The organism is Marinobacter sp. CH_CUG1437-1, assembly GCF_037029655.1.
GTDB lineage: Bacteria > Pseudomonadota > Gammaproteobacteria > Pseudomonadales > Oleiphilaceae > Marinobacter > Marinobacter salsuginis.
Window position 1 is genome coordinate 118,426 of sequence record NZ_JAYMEW010000009.1, and the last position, 24,425, is coordinate 142,850.

Annotated in this window: 25 protein-coding genes; 12 read left to right on the forward strand and 13 right to left on the reverse strand. The window is 57.9% G+C overall.

Annotated elements, in window-relative coordinates:
* Positions 1–15: 15 nt before the first annotated feature.
* Positions 16–456, reverse strand: a complete 441-nt coding sequence (gene dksA, locus WA411_RS18245) for an RNA polymerase-binding protein DksA (protein ID WP_008173182.1) — start codon at positions 454–456, stop codon at positions 16–18.
* 178 nt (positions 457–634) lie between these two features.
* Here dksA and sfsA point away from each other — a divergent pair, with 178 nt between their 5' ends.
* Positions 635–1,366 carry a DNA/RNA nuclease SfsA gene (sfsA, locus tag WA411_RS18250; RefSeq protein WP_291910042.1) on the forward strand — a complete coding sequence of 244 codons (732 nt, stop codon included), beginning with the start codon at positions 635–637 and terminating at the stop codon, positions 1,364–1,366.
* Here the strand turns inward: sfsA and WA411_RS18255 are convergent.
* The 3 genes from WA411_RS18255 to WA411_RS18265 are packed head-to-tail and all read right to left on the reverse strand — an operon-like array spanning position 1,350 to position 3,677.
* Entirely contained in the window at positions 1,350–1,721 is a 372-nt protein-coding gene (locus tag WA411_RS18255; protein ID WP_291910040.1) for a Rieske (2Fe-2S) protein, read from the reverse strand. The genes sfsA and WA411_RS18255 overlap by 17 nt on opposite strands.
* Positions 1,718–2,086 (reverse strand): pentapeptide repeat-containing protein, encoded by a 369-nt coding sequence (locus WA411_RS18260; protein WP_069184808.1) that lies wholly within the window; start codon positions 2,084–2,086, stop codon positions 1,718–1,720. Before WA411_RS18260 ends, WA411_RS18255 begins: the two co-directional genes overlap by 4 nt.
* A 40-nt stretch (positions 2,087–2,126) precedes the next feature.
* Positions 2,127–3,677: a bifunctional aminoglycoside phosphotransferase/ATP-binding protein gene (locus WA411_RS18265; protein WP_418766817.1), complete on the reverse strand. Its 1,551-nt coding sequence runs from the start codon at positions 3,675–3,677 to the stop codon at positions 2,127–2,129.
* Between the two features lie 247 nt (positions 3,678–3,924).
* Here WA411_RS18265 and mrcB point away from each other — a divergent pair, with 247 nt between their 5' ends.
* Together mrcB and WA411_RS18275 are read left to right on the forward strand one after the other, a co-directional pair.
* Positions 3,925–6,165 (forward strand): penicillin-binding protein 1B, encoded by a 2,241-nt coding sequence (gene mrcB / locus WA411_RS18270; protein WP_227549548.1) that lies wholly within the window; start codon positions 3,925–3,927, stop codon positions 6,163–6,165.
* A complete protein-coding gene (locus WA411_RS18275; RefSeq protein WP_222466608.1) occupies positions 6,162–6,743 on the forward strand; it encodes a tetratricopeptide repeat protein in 582 nt (193 codons plus the stop codon). The genes mrcB and WA411_RS18275 overlap by 4 nt, the downstream gene beginning before the upstream one ends.
* 50 nt (positions 6,744–6,793) lie before the next feature.
* On the opposite strand, the gene WA411_RS18280 is transcribed toward WA411_RS18275, so the two are convergent.
* On the reverse strand, positions 6,794–7,711 hold the full coding sequence (locus WA411_RS18280) for a DUF4382 domain-containing protein (protein ID WP_291910033.1): 918 nt from the start codon (positions 7,709–7,711) through the stop codon (positions 6,794–6,796).
* A gap of 222 nt (positions 7,712–7,933) precedes the next feature.
* Here WA411_RS18280 and WA411_RS18285 point away from each other — a divergent pair, with 222 nt between their 5' ends.
* From WA411_RS18285 to WA411_RS18300, 4 genes are read left to right on the forward strand one after another with little or no spacing between them, the layout of a single operon-like run.
* Positions 7,934–8,521 (forward strand): RNA polymerase sigma factor, encoded by a 588-nt coding sequence (locus tag WA411_RS18285; RefSeq protein WP_291910031.1) that lies wholly within the window; start codon positions 7,934–7,936, stop codon positions 8,519–8,521.
* 10 nt (positions 8,522–8,531) lie between these two features.
* Positions 8,532–9,224 (forward strand): anti-sigma factor family protein, encoded by a 693-nt coding sequence (locus WA411_RS18290; RefSeq protein ID WP_069184812.1) that lies wholly within the window; start codon positions 8,532–8,534, stop codon positions 9,222–9,224.
* The gene (locus tag WA411_RS18295) at positions 9,221–9,586 is read left to right on the forward strand and encodes a hypothetical protein (protein ID WP_291910029.1); all 366 of its coding nucleotides are present in this window, start codon (positions 9,221–9,223) and stop codon (positions 9,584–9,586) included. The genes WA411_RS18290 and WA411_RS18295 overlap by 4 nt, the downstream gene beginning before the upstream one ends.
* Before the next feature lie 53 nt (positions 9,587–9,639).
* Positions 9,640–10,962: a tetratricopeptide repeat protein gene (locus WA411_RS18300; protein ID WP_291910027.1), complete on the forward strand. Its 1,323-nt coding sequence runs from the start codon at positions 9,640–9,642 to the stop codon at positions 10,960–10,962.
* Positions 10,963–10,996: 34 nt separating this feature from the next.
* Here WA411_RS18300 and WA411_RS18305 read toward each other — a convergent pair whose 3' ends face one another.
* From WA411_RS18305 to WA411_RS18330, 6 genes are all read right to left on the reverse strand, one after another.
* Entirely contained in the window at positions 10,997–11,917 is a 921-nt protein-coding gene (locus WA411_RS18305; RefSeq protein ID WP_291910025.1) for a lipase family alpha/beta hydrolase, read from the reverse strand.
* Between the two features lie 324 nt (positions 11,918–12,241).
* Positions 12,242–13,522 (reverse strand): glutamate-1-semialdehyde 2,1-aminomutase, encoded by a 1,281-nt coding sequence (gene hemL, locus WA411_RS18310; protein WP_291910023.1) that lies wholly within the window; start codon positions 13,520–13,522, stop codon positions 12,242–12,244.
* Between the two features lie 15 nt (positions 13,523–13,537).
* Positions 13,538–14,197, reverse strand: a complete 660-nt coding sequence (thiE, locus tag WA411_RS18315) for a thiamine phosphate synthase (RefSeq protein WP_418766818.1) — start codon at positions 14,195–14,197, stop codon at positions 13,538–13,540.
* Positions 14,194–14,952 carry a bifunctional hydroxymethylpyrimidine kinase/phosphomethylpyrimidine kinase gene (thiD, locus tag WA411_RS18320; protein ID WP_153634909.1) on the reverse strand — a complete coding sequence of 253 codons (759 nt, stop codon included), beginning with the start codon at positions 14,950–14,952 and terminating at the stop codon, positions 14,194–14,196. The genes thiE and thiD overlap by 4 nt, the downstream gene beginning before the upstream one ends.
* A gap of 41 nt (positions 14,953–14,993) precedes the next feature.
* Positions 14,994–15,416, reverse strand: coding sequence for a protoporphyrinogen oxidase HemJ (gene hemJ / locus WA411_RS18325; protein ID WP_069184819.1), 423 nt, complete (start codon positions 15,414–15,416; stop codon positions 14,994–14,996).
* A gap of 3 nt (positions 15,417–15,419) precedes the next feature.
* Entirely contained in the window at positions 15,420–17,195 is a 1,776-nt protein-coding gene (locus tag WA411_RS18330) for a chloride channel protein (RefSeq protein WP_136631326.1), read from the reverse strand.
* Between the two features lie 154 nt (positions 17,196–17,349).
* Between WA411_RS18330 and argC the strand changes: the two genes are divergently transcribed.
* The 4 genes from argC to erpA all read left to right on the forward strand — a co-directional run bounded on the left by argC (position 17,350) and on the right by erpA (position 20,048).
* The gene (gene argC, locus WA411_RS18335) at positions 17,350–18,387 is read left to right on the forward strand and encodes an N-acetyl-gamma-glutamyl-phosphate reductase (protein ID WP_291910171.1); all 1,038 of its coding nucleotides are present in this window, start codon (positions 17,350–17,352) and stop codon (positions 18,385–18,387) included.
* A gap of 16 nt (positions 18,388–18,403) precedes the next feature.
* On the forward strand, positions 18,404–19,144 hold the full coding sequence (locus WA411_RS18340) for a DUF6776 family protein (protein ID WP_069184836.1): 741 nt from the start codon (positions 18,404–18,406) through the stop codon (positions 19,142–19,144).
* Between the two features lies 1 nt (position 19,145).
* Entirely contained in the window at positions 19,146–19,631 is a 486-nt protein-coding gene (locus tag WA411_RS18345; RefSeq protein WP_153634912.1) for a bactofilin family protein, read from the forward strand.
* Positions 19,632–19,715: 84 nt separating this feature from the next.
* Positions 19,716–20,048 carry an iron-sulfur cluster insertion protein ErpA gene (gene erpA, locus WA411_RS18350; RefSeq protein WP_205632679.1) on the forward strand — a complete coding sequence of 111 codons (333 nt, stop codon included), beginning with the start codon at positions 19,716–19,718 and terminating at the stop codon, positions 20,046–20,048.
* 11 nt (positions 20,049–20,059) lie between these two features.
* Here the strand turns inward: erpA and WA411_RS18355 are convergent, their stop codons facing one another.
* The gene (locus WA411_RS18355) at positions 20,060–21,157 is read right to left on the reverse strand and encodes an anhydro-N-acetylmuramic acid kinase (protein WP_291910018.1); all 1,098 of its coding nucleotides are present in this window, start codon (positions 21,155–21,157) and stop codon (positions 20,060–20,062) included.
* Between the two features lie 7 nt (positions 21,158–21,164).
* The gene (locus WA411_RS18360) at positions 21,165–22,574 is read right to left on the reverse strand and encodes a peptidoglycan DD-metalloendopeptidase family protein (RefSeq protein ID WP_069184824.1); all 1,410 of its coding nucleotides are present in this window, start codon (positions 22,572–22,574) and stop codon (positions 21,165–21,167) included.
* A 305-nt stretch (positions 22,575–22,879) separates the two neighbouring features.
* On the opposite strand from WA411_RS18360, the gene tyrS reads away from it, so the two are divergent.
* On the forward strand, positions 22,880–24,082 hold the full coding sequence (tyrS, locus tag WA411_RS18365; protein ID WP_069184837.1) for a tyrosine--tRNA ligase: 1,203 nt from the start codon (positions 22,880–22,882) through the stop codon (positions 24,080–24,082).
* Positions 24,083–24,425: the final 343 nt, after the last annotated feature.

The following is a 24,425-nucleotide window of genomic DNA, read 5'->3' on the forward strand; positions in this document are numbered from 1 at the left end:
TGTTGAAGGTTCGGCTCAGATGCCGGTCTGGCGTTCGCGAATCTCGGCCAGAGTCTTGCAGTCGATGCACAGGGTCGCAGTCGGGCGCGCTTCGAGACGGCGGATGCCGATTTCCACGCCGCACTGATCGCAGAAGCCGTAGTCGTCCTTGTCGATGCGGTCGATGGTCTGGTCAATTTTCTTGATCAGTTTCCGCTCCCGGTCGCGGGTGCGCAGTTCCAGGCTGAATTCTTCTTCCTGGGTTGCGCGATCGCTGGGATCCGCGTAATTTGCGGCGTCTTCCTGCATGTGGTGCATGGTGCGGTCGACTTCTTCCATCAGCTCCTGCTTCCATTGCAGCAGCAGATCCTTGAAGTGCTGAAGCATTTCCGCACTCATATACTCTTCACCCTTCTTCATTTCATAGGGGGTGAAGTTGGTAAAGCGTTCGCGTGGTTGTTCTGCAGTCGTTGCCATTGAACCCGGCCTCTTGTTTGTACTTCACAAGAACGGTTGCTTCCCTCCGCGTGAGCCCCCGTGGCTGTGCGGTTATACCCTGGATGAAGCATTCGTCCTGAAACGGGAATTTGCGGAAAATAGCAGATTAGTCACGGGGGTGCCAGCCTTGTGACATCGACTTTTGTACGGAGATCACATGAAGTTTCCAGAACCTTTGGTTGAAGGCCGGCTTATCCGCCGCTACAAACGCTTCCTGGCAGACGTGCGGCTGCCGGATGGCTCGGAGGTAACCGCCCACTGCCCGAACACCGGCTCCATGCTGGGCTGTCAGCCAGAGAATGCCCGGGTTTGGCTCAGCCGCAGCGATAATCCCAAGCGCAAACTCCAATACACCTGGGAGCTGGTGGAAACCTCGCCGGGACAGCTGGCATGCGTGAACACGGCCCGGCCGAACAGCCAGGCCAGGGAAGCGGTTCAGGCCGGCACCGTGGTGGAGTTGGCCGGTTATCGCGAGTGCCGCGCCGAGGTGAAATACGGTGTGGAGAAAAGCCGGATCGATCTGTTGCTGTCTGGTCACGAATCCGCGGCCGATGCCTGGGTGGAGGTCAAGAACGTTACCCTGGCCGAGGATGGCCAGGGCTTTTTCCCGGATGCGGTAACCGAGCGTGGCCAGAAACACCTTCGTGAGCTGATGGCCCAGGTCCAGCAGGGTGATCGGGCGGTGCTGTTTTTCGTGGTCAATCACACCGGCATTCAGACCGTTCGCCCGGCGGACCACATCGACCGCAAATACGGGGAGTTACTGCGCGAAGCCTGTGATGCGGGTGTGGAAGTGGTCGCCTACCGGGCCGACCTGAGTGAGAGTGATGGCACCCCGACGGGCGTTCTGACGCTGACCGAATCGGTGCCGGTTATTCTGGAAGTCTGATCTCGATCTGGCCGTCGTGCTCTCTCAGATCCAGCTGGGTAAGCGCATCGCCCTGGCAGGGACCGACAATGCATTCGCCGTCGCCAGGCTTGAACAGGGCGCCGTGGGTGGAGCACTGGATGAACAGATTGTCGGTATCCATAAACCGGCCCGGCATCCAGTTCAGCTCAACACCGAGATGCGGGCAGATATTCAGGTAGGCGCGGGGCGTTGTGCCGTCGAGGAACAGGAAGCCGGTAAGCGGCATGCCTGCAGGCTCCCGGGCCTTCCCCCGGAGCCGAAACTCGACGAATTGGCCCGGTGTCAGCTGGGACGCGGGACACACGGGCTGCCAGGAATGCGGGTTGTTGCTCATTTCGGCAATATGGCGTAGCGCATGCGGGTCCCGTGGTTCAGGGACATGACGATCTCATCGGCGTGCAGGCGGTGTGGGAAGTAGCAGCCTGAAATCTTCGCGCTGGCGATGCTTGAGCCTTCCATTCTGGACTTCGAAAAGTCCACGCCTCTCAGGTCGGCACCGCGGAAGTAGGCATGGCGGAAATCCAGCCCCTTGGCGTCCATCCCTCTCAGATCCAGGCCCCGGAAATCGCCATGGGCGAAACTAGGGAACTCTGTGAGCTTTGCCTTCTCGGCATTGAACGCCTGCATATCCTCGCTCCGAAGAATATCGTAGAGCGGGTGGCTGATCTGATGTACTTCGTGTTCGCTTTTATCGTCCATATCTAACCTCGCGCTCGCCAGTGGGAGCCAGATGTTGTTCTTACCCGGCCTTGCCGCCGGGGATACCCAGGTGTTGACGGATACGGTCGGCCACGGCTTCGGCCACATGCTCCTGATCGGTGTGCAGGTGAATGGTGTGGGTCTTCTCTTCGGTCGTTAACGGTTCAAACCAGGTTTGCTGGGCGTCCAGAAGCTCCTCAGTGGCCTCGGAGGCATCGCCCTTGCGATTGCGAATCCATTCCCGGCGCAGATCTTCGGGCGCCTCGCAATGGATCAGGGCAAAGGGCACGCCCTGGGCTTCGGCGACGGATGCCAGCAGGGACCGCTCCTTTTCTTTCAGGCTGGCGGCGTCCACGATCACCGGGAACCCGGCCGCCAGAACCTGACCGGCCAGCTCGGCCAGTCGCTGATAGGTTTTCTCGGTCGCTTCCTCGGTGTACAGGTTGCCACCGGTCGGTGAACGTGAGCTCTCCAGCGGAGCCAGTCCATGCAGTCGCTTGCGCTCGACATCGGACCGCAGGCGTATCAGCCCCAGCTCGTTGGCCATGGCGGCGCTGACGCACGTCTTGCCGCTGGCAGAAAGGCCAGTGGTAGCCAGCAAGTAGTGGTTAGGAATGGAGCCGTAATCCTCGGCCAGTTGTGCATAGCCGCGATAGCGCTGCATAAGGTCGGCTTTTTCGGTGTCCGTGATGCCGGGATTGCCCATGGTGAATAGCGCAATCTTGGCGCGGACCATGGCGCGATAGGCCTTGTAGAGTGGCAGCAATGGCAGCGCTTCGAAGTCGTCCCGATATTCCAGATAAGTATTGAGCACCTGATTGGCAAGAGCGCTCTCCCCGCGAGACTCCAGATCCATCAATAGGAAAGCGAGGTCGTTGATAACATCAATCCAGCGAAACGGCTCGTTGAATTCGATGCAGTCGAATACGGTGACCTCGCCGTCGAAGCGGGTGATATTTGCCAGATGGAGATCGCCGTGGCATTCCCGGACCATACCACTGGCACGGCGGTGGGCAATCAGCTCCCGATGCCGCTCGAAGGTGGATTCGGTCCAGGCCTGAAGGTTGTCCAGCTGCATGAGCAGATCCGGATCGTCAATCAGCGGACGGATCTGGTCAAAATTCTCTTGCATAGCTGCAAACACAGCCTCTGGTGTTCCTAACGGCTTGTCATCCGGCACGGGCGGCAACTGATCGTGGAAGCCGGCGACCTGGCCGGCAAGGTCGGTCAACAAGTCCGAGGGCAGTTTACCCTGCTCCTGCAGGCGATCGAAAAGCTGGTCCTGGCCAAACTGGCGCATCTTGATGGCGTATTCAAAAGCCTCGCCCTCGCCGCCGAGGATCGGGGCATCCGGTGTTCCGGTAATGGGTACCACTTCCAGATACAGCTTTTCTGCCAGCCGTCGGTTGAGTCTCAGCTCCTCTTCGCAGAAATGCTTCCGGCGATCGAGGGTAGAGAAGTTGAGGAAGCCGAAATCCATGGGCTTCTTGATTTTGTAGGCGTAATCACCGGTCAGGATCACCTGTGAGATGTGAGTTTCGATAACCTGAAAGCCATCCACCGGATGGTCGTACAGGTCCGGATTCTGCATCGACAGAATCAGATTGCCTGGGGATGTCTCACTCACCGTGTTCTCCTCGCGTTCCCTGAACCCATTGATTTTTCTTGCCCTATCATAACGGGCAGATTACAGAAATAACACATGGATGGCCTGCCTTCCTCACCGCTCCCTTCGTTATAATCGCGCCATGAAAAAATCCAAAGCATCTTCCAGCCCCAAGCGAAAGCCCTCCAGGCGCTCTTCGAACAATGGCCGTCGGCCGTGGTTCTGGCGTTTCATGTTCCGGTTATGTGCCATTGGTCTCGTTTTACTGGCCGGCTGGATGGTGTATCTGGATGCCGTTGTAACGTCCCGTTTTGAGGGTCGGCGCTTTGAAGTACCTTCCCGCGTCTATGCCCGCCCGCTTGAGCTTTTCGATGGGGCCAGTGTCAGTGCCAGCGCGCTCGAGCGAGAACTGAGCCTCTCTGGTTTCCGGAAAGGGGGCGGCGAGAAAGCGGGCAGTTACCAGCGCAGTGGTAATCGCTTCGTCATCAGTACCCGGGGCTTCTCGTTCCCGGACGGTGATGAGCCCCGGCGCCGCATCTCTTTGTCGGTTTCGGGCGATCGTGTTCAGGGTTTTTCGGTCATTCAGGGTGAAAGCGCCCCGATCGTCCGGCTGGAGCCAGCGCAGATTGGTGGTATTTATCCAGCCCATAAGGAAGATCGGGTGCTGGTTCAGCTGGACGAGGTGCCGGCGTTGCTCCCCACCACACTGATGGCGGTGGAAGATCGCAATTTCTACGACCATTTCGGTATCGCGCCTCTCTCCATCGGCCGGGCCATGCTGGCCAACATCCAGGCCGGGCGCATCGTCCAGGGTGGCAGCACCTTGACCCAGCAGCTGGTGAAGAACTTCTTCCTGACTCGCGAGCAGACACTGGTGAGAAAGGCCAATGAAGCCCTGATGTCGGTATTGCTGGAGTTGCACTATGAAAAAGACGACATCCTGGAAACCTATCTGAACGAGGTTTACCTCGGGCAGGCCGGCACTCGCAGCATTCATGGTTTCGGCCTGGCCAGCCAGTTCTATTTTGGCGAATCCCTGAAAGATCTGGATGTGCACCAGATCGCGTTGCTGGTGGGCATGGTCAAAGGCCCCAGTTATTACAATCCGCGCCGCCATCCCGAGCGTGCAACCGAGCGACGGAATCTGGTTATTTCCGAAATGGAAGAGGCGGGCCTGATTGAACCGGGCCGAGCGGCGAGGGCCCGCGGCCTGCCCCTTGGGGTCAGTGAGCGCCCATCCTACTCAGAAAACCGCTACCCCGCTTACATTGACCTGGTCCGGCGGCACCTGGCCCGTGACTACAAGGAAGAGGATCTGCGCAGTGAAGGACTGCGAATCTTCACCACTCTGAACCCCGCTATCCAGTACGCGGCAGAGTACGCGGTAACTGAGACCCTCCCGAGACTGGCCGGCGGCCAGAGTTCGGAAGCCCTGGAGGCGACACTTGTGGTCACCGCGAAGGATTCCGGTGAGGTGCTGGCCCTTGTCGGTGGGAGGGATCCGCAATTCGCCGGATTCAACCGGGCGCTGGATGCCAATCGCCCCATCGGATCTCTGATCAAGCCGTTTATCTATCTGTCTGCCTTGCAGGAACCGGAAAGATACACCCTGAGTACACCGGTGCTGGACAAGAGCTTCACTCTGGAGTTCGACGACGGTAAACGTTGGCAACCCAAGAACTACGATGGCGAGGAGCGGGGTGAAGTGCCTTTGCATAAGGCTCTGTCTCGTTCTTACAACCTGCCGGCCGTTCGCGTGGGGCTGGATATCGGCGTGGACGTAGTGCGGGAGACACTGACTGCCTTTGGCGTGGATACACCCATTTCCCGTTACCCATCCATGCTCCTGGGGTCGGTGTCCATGAGCCCTGTGACGGTCGCCCAGATATACCAGGGACTGGCGACCTCGGGCTTCAATACCCCGCTGCGCACGATACGGGAAGTAACGGATGCCGGCGGTGAGGCCTTGTCCCGCTACAGTCTTGAGGTTGAACAGGTGGCCGACCCTGCCGCCGTGCACCTGGTGCAATACGCCATGCAGGAAACCATGCAGGAGGGGACGGGACGCTCGGCTTACTACACCGTTCCCCAGGAACTCACCCTCGCCGGCAAAACAGGAACCACTGACGATGGCCGGGATTCCTGGTTTGCCGGTTTCAGTGGCGATCTGCTTGCGGTCGCCTGGGTTGGGCGCGATGATAATGGCCCCACATCGCTGACCGGGGCCAGTGGCGCCCTGCCGGTGTGGTCGAGGTTTATGGCTCAGGTTCCCCAGCATGGCTTTTCTCCCGTGGTGCCAGACGGTGTCAACTATCACTGGGTGAATTCAGAGCGGCAGGCACTGACGGACGAATACTGTGACAATGCACGACTGTTGCCTTACATTGCCGGCAGTGAACCCACGCAAACAATTTCCTGCTCCGGAAATCTGGAACGTCGGATCCGGGGCTGGTTTGAAGGACTGTTTCAATGATTGACCGACTTTCATTCAGGGCCGCCCTGTTGGCCGCACTGCTGTCACTGGCCGGCTGTGCCTCCGGGCCGGGCGGTGGAATCTATGTGCCCGTTGGTGGTGAGCCCGCCAAGGCGCCCGAGCCACCGAGAACCAGCACAGACACGGAGGAGAGCGAAGCCCCAGTCTGGCGCAAGAGTGAACAGCCCGAGGCGGCGCAGGAACCCGGTGAGCCTTCCCGCTCCAGTTCCCCAAGCTATCGTGAAACCGGTGATGGCCTCTCGCCGGCTGCGCTGAGCCTGGTGCGTGAAGCCGAGCAGGTGCTGGCCCAGGGTAACGTATCCGGCGCCATCGCCCGTCTTGAGCGTGCACAACGGATTGCGCCCCGATCGGCCGAGGTGTATTTCAAGCTGTCGGAAGCCTATGTTGCTGGCAATCAGCTGGGCTCTGCCGAACAATTCACGCTGAAAGGGCTGTCGCTGGCGGGCAGTGATATTCGGCTGCAGCGAGCGGGATGGTTGCTGTTGGCGGATATCCGCCGGGCTCGCGGGAATGTAGCGGGTGCGGATCAGGCGGAGGCGAGGGCTGCGGCGTTATAAATGCGGTGATGAAAAAAGAGGGGCTGATGCCCCTCTTTTTTGTCTGGTCATTAGGGAGTTGAGGCTTCGAAATTGACTGTATAGGTCTCGCCGCTCTCTACGGTCGCCTGACTGTCACCAATGATGAAGTTGAGGTCGTCATCGGAAGGTTCGCCCTCTGCGGTTTCAATCTGATCGTCTCCACAGGTGTACGAGACTGTATATTCACCTTCCGGTATAAACGCAGCAGTGTAAACAAATTGGTCGTTCTCGTAGTTCACCGGTACGGCAACCAGCGGTTCCTGGTCGCTGCCAATGTCATCAGGCTCAACATCGAAGCCCTCGTGGATATACACGCTGCCATTGAAGGTGTCGGTTGACCCCGCGTTTTCTTCGCTGCACTGGTTGGTGATAACTTCTCCAGCAACCGTGCCGGCAATGGTGCCTACCTCGGAGTTGTCCACCAGACGAATTACAGGTTTGAGTCTGTAAACGTCAGGATTGTTCTGGGGATTCACTATCGATTTCCTGACGTCGAAGTCGATGGTGAGATTGATCTCGCCGCCTGCAGGCACAATGAAGCCACTCGTTTGGACGCCTCGTGCTGAGGGGGTTGTCAGGTCATATACGCCACCGTCAATCACAATGGTATTTCCATCACCGAGCTCCACGCGCATCCAGGAATAATCGCCCGCAGCGACCTCTTCATCGGCCAGCAGGGACATTACTGTTCCACCGGTGAGGGTCAACAAGTTCACAGGCTCTGCCATGTCGAACTCGAACCGGCTTCGTTCACCATTGGAGTGTTGCAGCACCAATGCATCGACCTCTATGTTCACCTCTTGTGCGCTATCGACCGGCGCATCGGTTAAGCCTACGTTAACTGTACCTGTAGAGTCGGCGGTACCAGTGCCGTCACTACCCCCGCCACACGCGGCAATACCGGCAGCCAGAGCGGACACGGTGAAAAGACGGATCGAACGTTTCATATAAACCTCCAAGGCTTATTTGTATTTTCGTAGCGGCTTGAAACGCTACCCAACACTCCTATCACGAGCAGGCAAGCGGCATCGTTCCAGGCTTTTTGTTAACGTGTCTTAATGACGCAGATCGAACTGGCGAAGCACTTTGAGAAACGGACAAATGCATCGGCCCGGCAACTTGATATAGACTGCGCCGCTGGCATGAACCCACGCAGGTAAACAACGGCTTTGGCAATCTTTCCTTTCAAGCCCTCCAAGTCCCGGCGGTTTGACGCCTTGGTGCAGCCTCATCTGGACGCCATGTACCGGTTTGCTTATCGGTTGGCCGGCCAACAACAGGACGCTGAGGATCTGGTTCAGGATGTTGTGGTCAAGCTATTCCCAAAGCTTGATGAGCTGGAAAGCGTTGATCAGCTGCGGCCCTGGCTGAACCGGGTGGTATACAGACAGTTTATTGACCAGGTTCGGCGCAAGAACCGTCAGGGTGATCGCCCGTTGACGGAGCTGATCGGCTCTGAAGGCCAGGCTGACTGGCTGGACAGTCTGGAATCGGACAGCGTTGGCCCGGATCTGCAGCTGGAGCAATCTCGCCTGGGGCCAGCGTTGGAACGGGTGATGATGACCCTGACTCCTGATCAGCGAACCCTTCTGTTGCTGCATGACGCGGATGGTTGGCGCCAGGAGGACATCGCGGAGGTGCTCGATATACCGCTGGGGACCGTAAAATCCCGGTTGCATCGCTGTCGGGCCGCGCTGCGAAAGAAATTGCAGCGTGAGCTGGAACCAACCGAGCCGGCCGGACGTGTGGGAGAGTGAGGTGAAGACAATGTCCTGCAACGAAATCCGGGTGAACCTGCCCGCCTACATTAATGATGAGCTTACCGCCGCTGCCAGTGAGCGGGTGCAGAAGCATGTTGCTGCCTGCCCGGCGTGCAGTAAGAGGCTTGTCTCAGAGCGTACCCTGAAACGGGAGTTGCAGGAGCAATTCAGCGTTCCTTTGCCTTCCCCGGACTTTCACAGCCGTGTTTTGAGCTCTGCCCGAGGAACCGTCAGTTCTGGTTCTGGATGGAGTCACAGGGCGTTGGGTGGTGCCATCGCGGCGGCACTGGCGCTGGGCATCGGCCTTGGTATCTTTTTGAATCCGGGCAGCGTTATTGACGAAGATGCTCCTGTCGTCGCGTTGTCGCAAAGCGACGCGGATGAGTCCGCAACAGGGATTGCCGAGCCGGTTGAGAAAACCGTGCGTCTGGCCTTCCATTCCGGCGAAGCCCTGGAGAATGTAACGCTGACTCTGGAACTGCCGCCCAATGTCGAGGTGGCCTCCTGGCCGGGGCAGCACCAGCTTAGCTGGCAGGTAAGCCTCGATGCGGGCGAGAACGTTCTGTCGTTGCCGTTGAAATTGCTTTTCCCGGGTTCTGGCGAGCTGGTGGCTCGACTGGAGACCGGAGATCGCCAGAAAACCTTCCGAGCCCCGATTCCAGACTACCCACAGCAGACCGCCGAGGATCCAGAATCATGATCAGAGAGAGACTTGCATTGAGCGTCAAGCTGGTCGGATTTCTGATGGTCGGATTATTAATACCGGTAACAGCGCTGGCCAACGAGGATCTGGATGTTACCATGCGTATGGTAACTGACGACGCAGAGCTCACCGATTCAGTGGTGCGGGAAATCGAGTTGCCCCGCGCTATCGAAAGCCCCGAAAATCCAGGCAATGCTGGCTCCCGGGGTCTGGATGCGGCGAGTGAGGCCCGAGAAAGGGGGCGCGAGTTCGGTGAGTCCATGTCCGAAAAGGCCAGGCAATCCCGAGAACTGATCAAGGGTAAGCCCGAGCGCCCAGAGCGCCCAGAACTGCCGGATGCACCAGGACTGGATCGCTGAAGCCGGGTACGTAACCGGGCATCCCCTGCGAGGATTAACCCGGAGAGACCCGTTTGCTGGTATTTTGGCGCGCCCTGTTCCTGATCCTGTTGTTAATGCCCACGGTTGCTCTTCAGGCGGCTGAAACGGAAGCCGGCATGGAGGATTTCCGTGCTGGCGTTGAAGCCTTTGAAGCAGGAGACCTGAACGCCGCGAAACAGCGCTTCCAGAGGGCCGTTGATGATGGCCTGAGATCTCCCTCGCTTTTCTATAACCTCGGTGTTGTCTGCTACCAGCTGGGCGATTATGGCGCCGCTGAATCTGCCTTCCGTTCATTGCTCAATGGCTCCAATGGCGCCCTGGCGCGTTATAACCTCGGTCTGGTCGCGCTTGCTACGGAGGAGTCTGCCGAAGCCCGTCATTGGTTCGAGCAGGCCTCGGCAGAGAGCGCTCCGGATAAAATCCGGGCACTGGCCCGGGCGCAACTGAATAAACTGGATGGTGGATCGCCTCGGTTGGCCCGCCAGCCCTCCATTCGCGGCTATCTGGGAATCTCAGGCGGTTACGATTCCAATATTGCCGGCCTGCCCGAGGACACGGCGTCGAGTGAAGGTGGGCTGTTCCTCGAAGCGCTGGCTGCCGGAACCTACGAACGGCCAGTCGGCACCCGCTCTCGGCTTTCCCTCGATGCTGCCGCCTATTCCCGGGAACATCCTTCCGATGACGAGTATGACGCTCAGGTATTGCAGGGACGATTGGCCTGGTCTGAGACCCTCACTGCAGGTGAGCGCGGCGCTCTGGTGTCGTTGGTGAAGTCCTGGTTTGGCAGCGAATCCCTTGAAACCCGATACGGCATCGAGGGGTTTTATCGTTGGCGTGAGTGTTCGCTACCCGTAGCCCCGGATCAGTGTGGAATCGCTCTGGCGGCGGCTGCCGTGAATGGTGGTTCAGGCTTCGAGGCCTATGACGGAGAGTGGTATCGAGCACGCGTTCATGCGCGGAAGTACCTCGGACCCTGGCGATTGGACGGCGAATACTCACTGGAAATCAATGACCGGCGGGATCTGCAAACAACCAATGAGTTTATCAGTGTCTCACCTACCCACCACACACTGGAGTTTGCCGGTCGCTACCAGTGGCGGCCAGATATCGTATTCGGAGCAACAGGCTCTGTTCGCCACAGTCGATACCGGGACGCCCATCAGTTGGTGTCCGGGGAAGGCGAGAGCGGGCGCAGAACAGATAACCGTCTGGAGATCGGATTGCTGGCGGAGAAGTCTCTGGACAGCCTTTGGCTTGTCAGGGGGGAGTGGTTGGTTCGGGATAACAGAAGCAGTCTTTCGCAATATGACTATCAGCGCCAGACGCTGATGTTTACCCTGGAAGGGGCCTTCTAGCTCTGCAAGGCAAAGCCAGAAGACCGGCTACCCGTTACAGTCCTGCGTTTCTCAGGCGGTTAGCGTGTTGCTTGAAAACCGCTTTTGGATCAGTTTCGAAGAGGCTATGCAGGCCCAACGCCTGATTCACTTCATCCAGATGGTTCATGAAGTAATTATCCCGGATAACCTTGCCAAACCGGCTGCTGCAGCGGCCTACCAGACCGTCGTTCTGGCTGAAGCCGAAGGCGAGGCTGGTGGTGCCTAACAACGCGTCGGACGGATCCAGTACGTTGGTCAGAACACCGGTGCCACCCCAGGAATAGAAGCGGACACCATTTGCCGAGTAGGCGCCTTCACCGCAAGAGGTGGTTGGAACCCCGGCAGGGGCAAAGCTGTTGAATTCGGCGCTGCCCTGGGTGGTGAGGGATTCCAGGCTTGACCGCAGGTCCTGGTTATAACCGCCACCGGACAGCAGATCGATAAGCCCACCCAATGCATTTCCCAGACTGGCCGCCAGGCTTTCGGCAGGGGAGCCGTAGATAAGGTCGGCGACCGGCGAGCCTTTATGGGGCGAGCCGACCGACGTCACTGAGGCGACCAGATCCGGCCGCACCCTGGCGATGTAACGGGCCGTGGGGCCCCCGTGGCTGTGGCCAATCAGATTGACCTTGCCGTGCACCGCGGCGATCGCCTGTACCTGCGGCAGAAGCGCTTCACCGCGAGCAATGGTGCTGTCCAGGGCGGGCACCTGAGTGGTGTAAACATCAGCGCCGTATTTGCGGAGATCCTCGGCAACGCCGTACCAGTAGTCCACGCCGGCAATCGAATCAAAGCCGAACATGCCATGCACCAGCACAACCGGGTAGCGGGTATCCGTATAGTTTGAAGGGGTAGAGTCCCACCACCAGGCGGCGGAGGGGGCAGACCAGGCCACTGTCAGGGCCAGGGCCATTGCTTGCATCCAGAGTTTCATTGTCGTTCCTACAGTTTGATGTTGTGTTTGTTATTCAAACTGCGGCTCAACCTAACAGGCTGCTCCAGAGACTTCCTGCTCGTACTGCATCTGCTTGATGGCAGACCAAGTGCTTCCGTGCGCTGACTTGATTCTTGTCTTTGTTAGATTGGTGCCGTCAGAGCATCTCGGTAGAGACCCGATCAACATTTGATCAGTCGGGCGTCTAAGTCAACGGTGCGAGAGGCCAGGTGGGTGGGTTCGCTGCGGAAATGTGATGCTTGTCACATGAATGGCCCCGCAGGACATGTTGCGACCTGCGGGGCGGCGATATGAGCGGGAGTATCAGAGCGTGGCCATGACCTTTCTTGCAGCCGCTATGGTATCGGCAATGTCCTGTTCGGACAGCGCCGCTGTTGTAAAGCCGGCTTCAAAGGCCGACGGTGCCAGGTAAACGCCTTCCTTGAGCATGCCCTGGAAAAACTTCTTGAAGCGCTCGACATCGCAGGCCATCACCTGGTCAAACCGGGTGACAGAGCTTTCCTCGGTAAAGAAAAATCCGAACATCGCGCCAGCACTCTGCACCGTCAACGGGATGCCGGTGGCATCAGCGGCTTCTTTCAGGCCGTCGCGAACAGCATTGGTTTTCTCGGTCAGCCGGTCGTGGAAACCGGGCTCGGAGATTGCATTCAGTGTTGTCAGGCCGGCGCACATGGCCAGGGGGTTGCCGCTCAGGGTGCCTGCCTGGTAAACCGGTCCCAGTGGTGAGATGTGTTCCATGATTTCCCGTTTGCCGCCAAAGGCGCCGACCGGAAGCCCGCCACCAATTACCTTGCCCAGTGCGGTGAGGTCCGGGGTTACGCCATACAGCCCCTGGGCGCCGCCTAGGGAAACTCGGAACCCGGTCATTACTTCGTCGAAGATCAGCACGGTGCCGTGCTCGTCGCACACTTCCCGCAACCCCTCAAGGAAGCCGGGAACCGGCGGGATGCAGTTCATGTTACCTGCCACTGGCTCAACGATAATCGCGGCGATCTGGTCGCCCATCTCCCGGAAGCATTCCCGAACGCTGTCCATGTCGTTGTAGGTCAGCGTGATGGTGTGCTCAGCCAGGCTGGCGGGGATGCCCGGGGAGTTAGGTACGCCCAGGGTAAGGGCGCCGGAGCCTGCTTTGACAAGCAGTGAATCCACATGGCCATGGTAGCAGCCCTCGAACTTCACGATCTTGTCACGACCGGTGTAGCCCCGGGCGAGTCGAACGGTGCTCATGGTGGCCTCGGTGCCTGAATTCACCATGCGGACCAGTTCGATGGAGGGCACCAGTTCGCAAACCTTCTTGGCCATTTCGGTTTCGAGGGCTGTGGGTGCGCCATAGCCAACGCCCAGATCCACTTGGGCGTGCAGGGCATCCTTGATGCGCTGGTCGCCGTGGCCAAGAATCATGGGGCCCCAGGAGCCGATGTAATCGATGTATCGCTGGTCGTCTTCGTCGTACAGGTAGGCGCCTTGGGCGTGCTTGAAGAAAATGGGCGTACCACCGACACCGCGAAACGCCCGGACCGGAGAATTCACGCCACCGGGGATGTATTTCTGGGCCTGTTCGAACAGGGTTTCGGAGTGCGTCATGGATCTGGGCTCCTGTTATTCGGGAATTGAAAAAAGTGGGTGATGGCTTGCGAACAAGCGCTCAAAGGCTTTGGCTCGCAGCTCAATCTCGTCGGCAGTACCGCCAAACAGGCCACCAACCACGGCAAGCATATCGGCCCCGGCGCGGATCAGTGGTTCTGCGTTTTCTGCGGTGACGCCGCCAATGGCCGTCAGTGGGCGCCCGAAACTCTTGGCTTCGGTTAACACGCTTGGGGCTGCAGCCGGTGCTCCGGGTTTGGTCGAAGACGTATAAAAGCGCCCGAAGGCCAGGTAGTCGGCGCCTGCTTTCAGCCCGGCGCGCGCCAAAGCCAGATCGGCGTGGCACGTTATGCCGATAATCGCCTCCTCGCCGAGAAGCGCGCGGGCAGCTGCCAGTGAGCCGTCGGTTTGCCCCATATGGACGCCGGCAGCGCCCACACGTTTTGCCAGATCCGGGTCGTCGTTGATCAGCAACGGCACACCGGCATTCCGGCAAACAGCTTGCAGGTCATTTGCCTGGGCAAGTCGTACCGCTATGGGCGCATGTTTCTCGCGATATTGTACCATGACGGCACCACCGCGAAGCGCTGCCTCGACCGATTCGATCAGTGTTTCGGGTGGCGTGAGCACGCTGTCGGTGATTGCGTAGAGGCCCGGACGAAGCCCCTTGCTCATCGTTCCCACAGAATCCCTCGATCCGGTACCGGTTGGCCTTTGCCAACGTCCAACGCGTGGAGTATGGCGCGATGGACGTAGTTCTGGGCCTGCGAGATGGCCGCGCGTGGAGACAGGCCCGAGGCTCTTCCGGCCGCAATGGCCGCGGCCAGCGTGCAGCCTGTGCCATGGTACTCGCCGCCGATACGTTCGACCTCCCATCGCATGGGGTCAGGTGCGTGATTGTAGAGGGTGTTGATAATGTGAACACCGGTGCCGTGCCCGCCGGTGGCCAATACCGATTCGCACCCGCTTTCCAACAGGTTGTTGGCAGCCTGGTCCGGGTTATCGCTGCCCCCGAGCATCGCCAGTTCAATACCGTTTGGCGTAATCATTTCTGCCAGGGGAAACAGCTTCTCTTTCATGGCGCTAACCAGCTCGTCATCGGCCAGGTCGCCGCCACCCGCAGCTTTGATCACCGGATCGGTAATCACGGGTACGCCTGGGTGTTCACGGATGAAATCCACCAGCACATCCACCACTGCCGCATTGCCCAGGGCGCCGGTTTTGATGGCGTGAATGGGGGTGTCGTCAGCAAGGCACCGGAGCTGCTGGCGAATCAGCTCGGCGGAGACCGGCTCGGCGCCATAAACGTTGCGCGTATCCTGAACCGTGAGGCAGGACAGAACGGGCAAGGGGTGGCAGCCCAACGAGGTGACTGCCTGAATGTCGGCCTGGATGCCGGCGCCGCCGGAGGGGTCGAGGCCGGAAAGAATCAGAACCTGGGGTCGGGTATAGCGTTTAATGACTCAGCTCCTCAAAACGGTTTGACAACAGCCAGGATGACGACGGCCAGAAGGATCAGGACCGGCAATTCATTGAACCAGCGGTAAAACACATGGCTTCTGGTGTTCTGGTCGTCCCGGAAGACCTTTACAAGGTGCCCGCAGTAAAAATGGTAAATGATCAGAATGGCCACCAGAAACAGCTTCGCATGCATCCAGCCCTGGCTGAAATAGCCGGTTACATTGTAACTGATCAGCCAGACACCGAAGACGACGGTTGCGATCATCGAAGGTGTGGTAATGCCCCGGTACAGCTTCCGCTCCATGATCTTGAAACGCTCACGGCCGGGCTCGTCCTCGCAAGCCGCATGGTAGACGAACAGTCTGGGCAGATAGAAGATGCCGGCGAACCAGCACACCAGAGAAATAATATGGAAGGCTTTCACCCACAGCATTCGTCAGCTCCGTCGGTATTGGTAATAACTCTCGATATCGGCTTTCAGAACCACGCCATAAACGCGTTGGATCATTGGCGCCACGTGACGTTGTACGTAAAGGGCCTCGGCATTGGTTGCATCGAACTGGTCCAGGGCCTCTTCCAGAGTGGCCTGGTACTGCACCGGGGCAACGTCACGACGATTGGCGGGAATGTCCATCAGGTCAATGGACTCCGGTGGTTCGATTTCCTCGTCGGCCACCAGTTTTTCCGTGTCTTCCAGATATCTCGCCAGGTCGACAGCCGGTAACAGTGCCGTGGGTCCGCTGCTGCCCTCAACCACCAGCCACTTTGGTTCCGATTTCAGGACCTTACGCGCCTCTTCCACCGTCAAGTGTCGTTCAGTACGCAGGATGCTGCGATCCATGATGGCGCCGACCGACACCCGGCGCAGGGCCTGGATCACGGGAGAATTCTGGTAGCTCAGCCCCTGGTTCTTGAGAATGGTGAGGAACAGCGATTTCTTGCCGAAGGCCTCGCTGGTCACCAGGCTCGACGTGGTAATAATCAGCATGCCCGGAAGGATGATGTTGGGGTTCCGCGTGAGTTCCATGAGTGCCATCAGGGCGGCGAGTGGTGCCTGGAGCACGGCCCCCATCATGGCACCCATTCCGAGCATCGCGTAAAAGCCAACCGACGAGGCGTGTTCCGGCAAAATCTGTGCGCCGATCAGGCCCATGGCGCCGCCCAGGGTTGCCCCCATGAACAGCGTCGGGCCAATCACGCCGCTTGGCATGCCCAGGCCGATGGAAAGCGAGGTAATGACCAGCTTGGCGGCGCCAGCACCCAGCAATAGCCAGAACGCCAGCTCACCGTTAATGGTTTCGTTGACGGTGTCGTACCCGATACCCATGGTTTCCGGAATGAAAATGGCGAAGGGCACCATCAGAAGGCCCGCAATGGTAATGCGCAACAAAACCGGACGGTGGTGGTGCTTGCCCATGGTGTCCACCAACTGGATAAACAGCGCGGCGGCGATGCCGATAATGACGGCAATGGCCAGTATCCAGGGGATCTCCATCAGCGAGTTCATGGTCAGCGCCGGCACGCTGAAGGCCGGTTCCGCGCCATACACTGCCTGAGTCACAATCGCTGCGCTCACGGCCGCCAGAATGATTGGCGTGAAACCCGCAATGGTGTATTCCATCATCACCACTTCCATGGCGAAAATAACCCCGGAGATCGGCGTGTTGAACGACGCTGAAATGGCCGCCGCACAGCCGCAGGCCACGAGCGTCCGGATGCTGTTGTTCGGCAGGCGCATCCATTGTCCCATCAGGCTCGAGAAGGCGGCACCCAGGTGCACTGCCGGCCCCTCGCGCCCCGCCGATTGGCCGCTGACCACCGTGGCCACCCCCGAGATAAACTGCACCAGGGCGCTACGCATGGAAATGTAGCCCTGGTGGTAGTTCAAACGCTCCATAACGTGAACGATCCCGACCTTGCGGTCGTGGGTAGCCAGCCGATGCATCAGCAATCCCAGCCCCAGGGCGCCGGCCAGGGGGAGAAGCCCCCGGGTCAGCAGGTCCAGTTCCTCGAAGGATTCGGAACCCTCTCCCGGCAGGAAATGTTCGAGCGGCCACTCGATGGCCAGGCGGAATACGAGTATGACGCCTCCGGTAAACAGCCCGGAGAGCAGGCCGAGCACGGCCAGTTGCGGTAATGCGTCAACACCGGACAATCGGCGCCGGAAAACGGGAATCAGATGCTCGGTAATCTGGTGCCAGATTTTCTGCATGAGGCCAGAGTTCCGGTGGATTCAGGTGGACGGTCAGAAAGATTCTGACAACATTGTAACGGTCGCCTTGAGGGCTGCAATAAGTCATTGGTTTATCATGGTAGACTACGGCGTCAAAGCTATTAATTCTGATACGACGTCGCTGGAGAAGATGGTGATTAAAGTAGGCATCGTTGGTGGCACCGGTTACACCGGTGTGGAACTGCTGAGAATCCTCGCGGTTCACCCTGAAGTTTCGGTCAGCTGTATTACCTCCCGGTCTGAGGCGGGCATGCCGGTAGCGGACATGTACCCGAATTTGCGTGGCCACTATGACCTGGCGTTTTCCGAGCCGGATGTAGCCGTGCTTGGAGGCTGCGACCTGGTTTTCTTCGCCACGCCTCATGGTGTGGCCATGCGAATGGTTCCGGAACTGATGTCGGCCGGCGTGCGTGTGGTGGATCTTTCTGCTGATTTCCGGCTTAAGGATCTTGATGTTTGGGCCAACTGGTATGGGATGGCTCATGAAAGTCCGGAATGGGCTGAAAAGGCGGTTTATGGTTTGCCGGAGGTGGTGCGAGATGAAATCCGGACAGCCCAGCTGGTTGCCAACCCCGGTTGTTATCCTACAGCGGTTCAGCTGGGCTTCCTCCCATTGCTGGAGCAGGGGCTGGTGGATCCTGCCCGGCTGATCGCGGACGCCAAATCCGGCGCCAGCGGCGCAGGCCGGCAGGGCAAGATTGGTATGCTGCATGGTGAGATTGGTGAAAGCTTCAAGGCCTATGGCGCCTCAGGGCATCGCCATCTGCCAGAGATTCGCCAGGGTCTGTCCGGGGCGGCCGGAAGTGATGTGGGCGTGACCTTCGTTCCCCATCTGATTCCAATGATCCGCGGTATTGAGGCGACGCTGTACGCGGAGCTGAAGAACCCGGCCGATTTTGATCGGCTGCAGACGTTGTTCGAGGAGCGCTTTGCGGACGAGCCGTTTGTCGATGTCATGCCGTTTGGTAGCCATCCGGAGACCCGAAGTGTGCGCGGGGCAAACCAGTGTCGTATGGCGCTGCACAGACAGGAGCATAGCAACATCGTGATTGTCTCTTCTGTCATCGATAATCTGGTGAAAGGCGCAGCAGGGCAGGCGGTTCAGAATATGAACATCATGTTCGGCCTTAAAGAAACCATGGGGCTTGAAGCCCCGGCGCTGCTGCCTTGATGCCCAGGGAAAGATCGTGAGCGAACAGCGAAAGCCGGCTGAAGAGTATGTCGTTATTCGCCATCGTCCCGGGTATCGCCTGCGCAGAACGGCCATCCTGCTGATTTTTACCGTTGTTGCGGCAATCGCCGGATATGCAACCGGCCTGGCTCAGGGTGGTTTCCGGTTTTCCAGCGCTGAGGAGTCAAACCAGGTGTTGGAGGATGAAGTCGAGGCCCTGCGAGAGGATTATCGCAAGGCCCGGCAACAGCTGATCAACCTGGAGCGAGGACGGGTCATAGATGAGCAGGCCCTGAATCAGGCTCGCAAAACCATTGTCGAGCTGGAAACCCGGATTGTGTCACTGCAATCGGACCTGACATTTTATAAAAATATCATGGCGCCATCGGAGACCAGCAAAGGCCTCCAGGTTGACAGTTTCACGCTGGTTCCGACCCGTAATCAGGATAGCTACGACTTCAAGTTGGTGCTGACTCAGGTCGGCAACAACAAGAGCTACATTTCAGGTGTCGTAGCGGTCAATGTCATCGGTTTGCGTGATGAAGAGAAAGAGGTCATCGCTCTGCGCGACCTTTCGGAGGACATAGCCGATCTCGGCGTGAAATTCCGTTTCCGGTATTTTCAGGACGTCGAAGGTTCCCTGAAACTGCCGGAAGAATTTGAGCCGCTGGAAATCCAGGTGGTAGCCCAGGCGGAAGGAAGAAAATCCTCGCAAGCCGAGCGCACCTTTAACTGGGACGATTTAACGGAGAACTGACATGCTTGGCAAGAAAAAGCAGAAGCCGCGCCGGCCCACTGGCCACTTTGACACACTTATTTCCTCACGAACGACTGTGGAAGGCGATGTGCATTTCAGCGGTGGGCTTCATGTGGATGGCCGAATTCGCGGGAAGGTGGTTGCCGATGAGGGCACAGATGCAGTACTGAGGGTCTCGGAGGTGGGCGAAGTGACGGGCGACATCAACGCGCCTCACGTCATCATCAACGGTACGGTAAATGGTGATGTCTACGCATCGGCACATCTTGAACTGGCGGAAAAAGCGGCCATCAATGGCAGCGTCTACTACAACCTGATCGAGATGGCGATGGGCGCCTCGGTGAACGGCAACCTGGTTCATCAGCGGGAGCCAGTCGGGCTGCTCTCCCAGGGTGCCAAATCTGCCGGTGCCGGCCCTAAACAGGCTCCTGCTGGTGATCAAACAGCGGAGCCCGAGGAATCGGGCGATGGTGGAAAGTCCGAATAGTTGATTGTTTTAGTCGGGAATACCATAATCGCGAGAGTTGTTCACGATTATCCGGAGGCGAACTTGAGCGCAGTTCAGCAACAAATGGCGACACCGCTGTTCTTCAGTGACAATGCCGTTGCCAAAGTACGTGAGTTGATCGAGGAAGAGGAAAACCCCGAACTGAAACTTCGCGTCTTTGTCACAGGTGGTGGCTGCTCCGGATTTCAGTACGGCTTCTCGTTTGATGAAAACCAGGATGAAGAAGACACCGTGATCGAGCGTGATGGCGTGTTCCTGCTGGTTGATCCGATGAGTTACCAGTATCTGGTGGGCGCCACGATTGATTATCAGGAAGGCCTGCAAGGGTCACAGTTCGTGGTCCAGAACCCTAATGCCAGCTCCACTTGCGGCTGTGGCAGTTCCTTCTCCATTTGATCCGGAAAACGTCAGGCTGGGTAGATGGCGCCCAGAATGCGTGGCCCGGCTGCTCCGGTGACTTCCGGGAGATTCCCGGGTTTTCCTTCCAGCGCCTGTTTTGCCAGCCATGCAAATGCCACAGGCTCTACCATCTGCGGGTCTAGCCCCAGTTCCGAGGTCAGTGAAAGTTGGGCCTCGGGCAGTGCCTTACCCAGCTCTTCCATCAAAAGCGGATTTCGCGCCCCGCCTCCGCAAACGTAAACTCGAAGGCCCCTGGTCTCAGGCAGTTGGTCGACGACGCTCGTAACGGTCAGTTGCAGCAATGTCCTTTGAATATCTTCCGCTGGAATCTCCGGATGGCGACCTACCAGTGTTCTGACCCAATCAAGATTGAACCTTTCTTTCCCGGTGCTCTTCGGGGGCGTCTTCGAAAAGTAGGCATCAGAGAGCATGTCTTCGAGAAGTTCCTGGTTGACCGAGCCCTCGAGGGCCCAATGGCCATCGCTGTCAAAAGGAAGTCCTGTCTGGTCCAGGCACCATGCGTCCATCAGTGCATTGGCCGGGCCGGTGTCGAAGCCGGTGGCCGGCGTGTTTTCACTGGCGGGGAGCCAAGTGATGTTGGCGATGCCACCGAGATTCAGAATGCAGCGGTTTTCCGTATTCGAGCTGAAAAACGCCTTGTGGAAGGCAGGAACCAAGGGTGCCCCCTGGCCTTTCGCAGCCATATCCCTCCGCCGGAAGTCGGCGACCGTCGTGACGTTCGTAGTTTCGGCAACCACGGAGGGATTGCCAATCTGGATTGAAAAAGGAGCCGTGCCGGAGGGTTGGTGCCGTATGGTTTGTCCATGGCTGCCAATGGCGCGAATCGCGGTTGGGTCAAAACCGGACTTTTGGATGACTTCGTTCGCGGCCTCGGAAAACAGCGTCCCGACGAGGGTGTCCAGCTCACCGACCTCGTCCGGTGCAGCCTGATTCTGGCTGGCAGCAAGCAGGCGATGGCGAATCTGGTCGGGGTAGGGAGTGGTATGCGAGGCGTGAATCGTTACGGTGTTGTTCTGGAAAGACACCAGCACGGCATCAATGCCATCCATGCTGGTGCCCGACATCAACCCTATCCAGGCTTCCATTCCTGGTTCAGTCGTCTGATGCCAGTGCGAGTTGCTGATAGCTCTCGCGGAAAACGTCGAACTGGGCGATTCGTTGTTCTGTGAACTGCTTGAATCGGGCCATTTCGGAGGACGGAATGGGTTTGGCATCCGGCAGCTTGACGGTGCGCGAGTTGCGCGGCGACCCGTTCAGCCTGAACTCGTAGTGCAGGTGCGGACCAGTGACCATGCCGGAGGAGCCGACGTGGCCGATAGTCTGGCCCTGCTTGACCCGTGTACCGTTCTTGATACCTTTGCCCAGGCGGCTCATGTGGGCATACAGGGTGGTGATGTTGTCACCATGCTGGAGGATAACGGTTCGCCCGTAGCCACCTTTCCAGCCGGCAAATTTAACCCGCCCTGAACCTGCAGCCTTGATGGGCGTTCCGGGAGGCGCCGCGTAGTCGGTACCTTCGTGCGGGCGGACAACGTCCAGCACTGGATGTCGGCGCTGCAGATTAAAGGGAGAGGAAACCCGGGCATTAATCGGGGTCCGCAGGAAGGCTTTGCGCATGCTTTTGCCGTCCGGCGCGTAGTAATCGGCATCGCCATTGCTGTCGGTGTAGAGCAGGGCGAGGTTTTCTTCGCCACGGTTAACAAATCGGGCAGACAGGATTCGACCGGTATCGAATTTCTCGCCGTCCAGGTAGAGTTCTTCGTAAACCACTTCGAACTGGTCGCCCTTGCGGACATCGTAGACGAAGTCGATATCCCAGCCGAAGATACCGGCCAGCTCCATGGTCAAACGGTCATTCAGACCGGCTTCCCGTGCAGCCAGATAAAGAGAGCCGTCAATGGTGCCTGATGCGAAAGCCGGTCGTGCCTCCGGTTTGCGAATTTCGGTCTCGCCGGTAAAGCTCTCACCGTTCTTTTTAATCTTCAGGGTTTCCAGGCGATTTCTTTGCAGATCAATCGCTGCAAGTGAGCCGTCATCGGTTGTTGCAAAGCGAATAGTCTCGCCCGCGTAGAGGCGCTGCAGCTTGTCTGCCTCGCCATCACCGTGAATAACAGAAAGCATGATGCCGTCATTGAAGCCCGCCTTCTTGAACAGGGAAGAAAGGGTGTCGCCGGACTTGATCGCGAAGGTTTGCCAGTCGAATTCGGGCTGCTTCGGAGCGGCAGTCTGTTCCGGCTCTGCAACGCTTACCTGTTTGCTGGCTTCTACAGCCATTTCTGGCGCGGATGCTTCCGGCTGGGTTTCTTTGGCTGCACCGGCTGGCGGTGTTGCTTCCACAGTTGCTGCGCCGGTTTCGGAAACAGTGCCCTGCTCCAGATCCAGGGAGTAGGACATCCGCTTTGCTTCAACGTTGCTGCTGGGGCTCATAAGAATGGCAGCGGTAACAACAACCGTGGCCGCAGCAGCAATGGTAATGTGAGTTTTGGGAAACATTTTTAGCACGTATCGCACCCGTTTTAATCGGCATTACGGCAGCTTGTACTACCTAATTAAAGCTGTTGTTCAAGTATAGTCCAACAGATTACCGTATAAAATGCATGCGGGACAGCGTGGAACATTACGGTTACTGTTCCATCCTCCGGATTTCTTTCGACAGCGTTGTTATAATACGCCGCCCTGTAAACTCGGTGTTGGTCAATTGCTGGTCAGCTAACTTTAACAGGGGAACAGGTAACTCACAGATTTCTTTTGTTGAACTCTGTAACTGGCAGAATTTTTTTCAGGATCAAAGCGGGGACGTGTTGTTCATGGCATCCATTGATGAAGCGTTGGCGATAATCAAGCGAGGCGTAGACGAGCTCATTCCGGAAGATGAGCTTATCGAGAAATTGAAAGAAGGTCGTCCGCTCCGGATCAAGGCCGGTTTCGATCCCACTGCGCCTGACCTTCATCTTGGTCACACCGTTCTCATTAACAAGCTTCGTCAGTTCCAGGATCTGGGGCACGAAGTGATGTTTCTGATCGGTGATTTCACCGGGATGATCGGTGATCCGACCGGCAAGAGTGCAACGCGTCCTCCTTTAACAGAGCAGCAGGTCGCCGAGAACGCGGTTAGCTATAAAGAGCAGGTGTTCAAAATCCTGGATCCTGAAAAAACGCGCGTCATGTTCAATTCCGATTGGATGAGCAAGATGAGCGCTGCAGATATGATTAAGCTGGCGGGCCAGTATACCGTCGCCCGCATGCTTGAGCGGGATGATTTCACCAAGCGCTACCGGGCTGAGCAGGCGATCGCAATTCACGAGTTCCTCTACCCTTTGGTGCAGGGTTACGACTCAGTTGCCATGGAAGCTGATGTTGAATTGGGGGGTACCGATCAGAAGTTCAACCTCCTTATGGGTCGTATCCTGCAGAAGCACTATGGGCAGTCGCCTCAAGTGATCCTTACCATGCCAATTCTGGAAGGGCTTGATGGTGTTCAGAAGATGTCCAAGTCTCTGGGGAACTATGTGGGCGTCAACGACTCGCCTGGCGAAATGTATACCAAGCTGCTCTCCATGCCGGATGATCTCCTGTGGCGCTACTTTGAACTTTTGAGTTTCCGGCCGCTTGCCGAAGTGGAAGGCTTTCGTGAGGCTGTTGCTGGCGGAGCGAATCCCCAGGACTATAAAAAGCTGCTCGCGGAAGAGATCATTACCCGCTTTCACGATGAGGAGGCAGCCCGAACTGCTCACAAGTCCGCCGGTAACCGGGTGGCGCTCGGCGAGATCCCTGATAATGTGCCGACTGTTGAGGTGTCATTGGAGGGGCAGGCCGAGATTCCGATGGCGGCAGTGCTTCGCCTCGCCGGTTTGGTAAAGAACGGGGCGGCGGCCAGGGATGTCCTGGGGCGCGGAGCGGTATTTGTCGACGGTCAGCAATTCGAAGGCGATCGGATGTTTGTAGAGGGTGATGATTGTGTAATCCAGGCGGGTAAGAAGAAGATCGCCCGTGTTCTGATTACTGCGTGACCGATTTTGGGCGATTTTGAGTTTTTTTCAGAATCGCCGTTGACACCCCCGGGCAGGTCTGTAGAATGCGCATCTCCTTCGAGGGGCAAGCCGCTTAAGCGGCTCCAAATTCGAAGGGCAACTGCTTGAAAGTGTTGAAGAAATTGAGTTTTAAAATTCTTCAGAAAGCAGTTGACAGGCAAGCAATTCACTGTAGAATGCGCGCCTCGAAATAAGCAGTAAGCCGGGTGATTTTTCGGCGCTTTCCGGGGACGGAAAACATCGAAAAATAAACGGTTGACAAGGTGGCGGAACGATGTAGAATACGCGGCCTTGATTGAGCAACAGCTCAAACGCTCTTTAA

Coding starts and splice junctions, on each gene's coding strand:
- dksA (WP_008173182.1), bottom strand. CDS start 456: ATGGCAACGACTGCAGAACAACCACGCGAACGCTTTACCAACTTCACC.
- sfsA (WP_291910042.1), top strand. CDS start 635: ATGAAGTTTCCAGAACCTTTGGTTGAAGGCCGGCTTATCCGCCGCTAC.
- WA411_RS18255 (WP_291910040.1), bottom strand. CDS start 1,721: ATGAGCAACAACCCGCATTCCTGGCAGCCCGTGTGTCCCGCGTCCCAG.
- WA411_RS18260 (WP_069184808.1), bottom strand. CDS start 2,086: ATGGACGATAAAAGCGAACACGAAGTACATCAGATCAGCCACCCGCTC.
- WA411_RS18265 (WP_418766817.1), bottom strand. CDS start 3,677: ATGCAGAATCCGGACCTGTACGACCATCCGGTGGATGGCTTTCAGGTT.
- mrcB (WP_227549548.1), top strand. CDS start 3,925: ATGTTCCGGTTATGTGCCATTGGTCTCGTTTTACTGGCCGGCTGGATG.
- WA411_RS18275 (WP_222466608.1), top strand. CDS start 6,162: ATGATTGACCGACTTTCATTCAGGGCCGCCCTGTTGGCCGCACTGCTG.
- WA411_RS18280 (WP_291910033.1), bottom strand. CDS start 7,711: ATGAAACGTTCGATCCGTCTTTTCACCGTGTCCGCTCTGGCTGCCGGT.
- WA411_RS18290 (WP_069184812.1), top strand. CDS start 8,532: ATGTCCTGCAACGAAATCCGGGTGAACCTGCCCGCCTACATTAATGAT.
- WA411_RS18295 (WP_291910029.1), top strand. CDS start 9,221: ATGATCAGAGAGAGACTTGCATTGAGCGTCAAGCTGGTCGGATTTCTG.
- WA411_RS18305 (WP_291910025.1), bottom strand. CDS start 11,917: ATGAAACTCTGGATGCAAGCAATGGCCCTGGCCCTGACAGTGGCCTGG.
- hemL (WP_291910023.1), bottom strand. CDS start 13,522: ATGACGCACTCCGAAACCCTGTTCGAACAGGCCCAGAAATACATCCCC.
- thiE (WP_418766818.1), bottom strand. CDS start 14,197: ATGAGCAAGGGGCTTCGTCCGGGCCTCTACGCAATCACCGACAGCGTG.
- hemJ (WP_069184819.1), bottom strand. CDS start 15,416: ATGCTGTGGGTGAAAGCCTTCCATATTATTTCTCTGGTGTGCTGGTTC.
- WA411_RS18330 (WP_136631326.1), bottom strand. CDS start 17,195: ATGCAGAAAATCTGGCACCAGATTACCGAGCATCTGATTCCCGTTTTC.
- WA411_RS18345 (WP_153634912.1), top strand. CDS start 19,146: ATGCTTGGCAAGAAAAAGCAGAAGCCGCGCCGGCCCACTGGCCACTTT.
- erpA (WP_205632679.1), top strand. CDS start 19,716: ATGGCGACACCGCTGTTCTTCAGTGACAATGCCGTTGCCAAAGTACGT.
- WA411_RS18355 (WP_291910018.1), bottom strand. CDS start 21,157: ATGGAAGCCTGGATAGGGTTGATGTCGGGCACCAGCATGGATGGCATT.
- tyrS (WP_069184837.1), top strand. CDS start 22,880: ATGGCATCCATTGATGAAGCGTTGGCGATAATCAAGCGAGGCGTAGAC.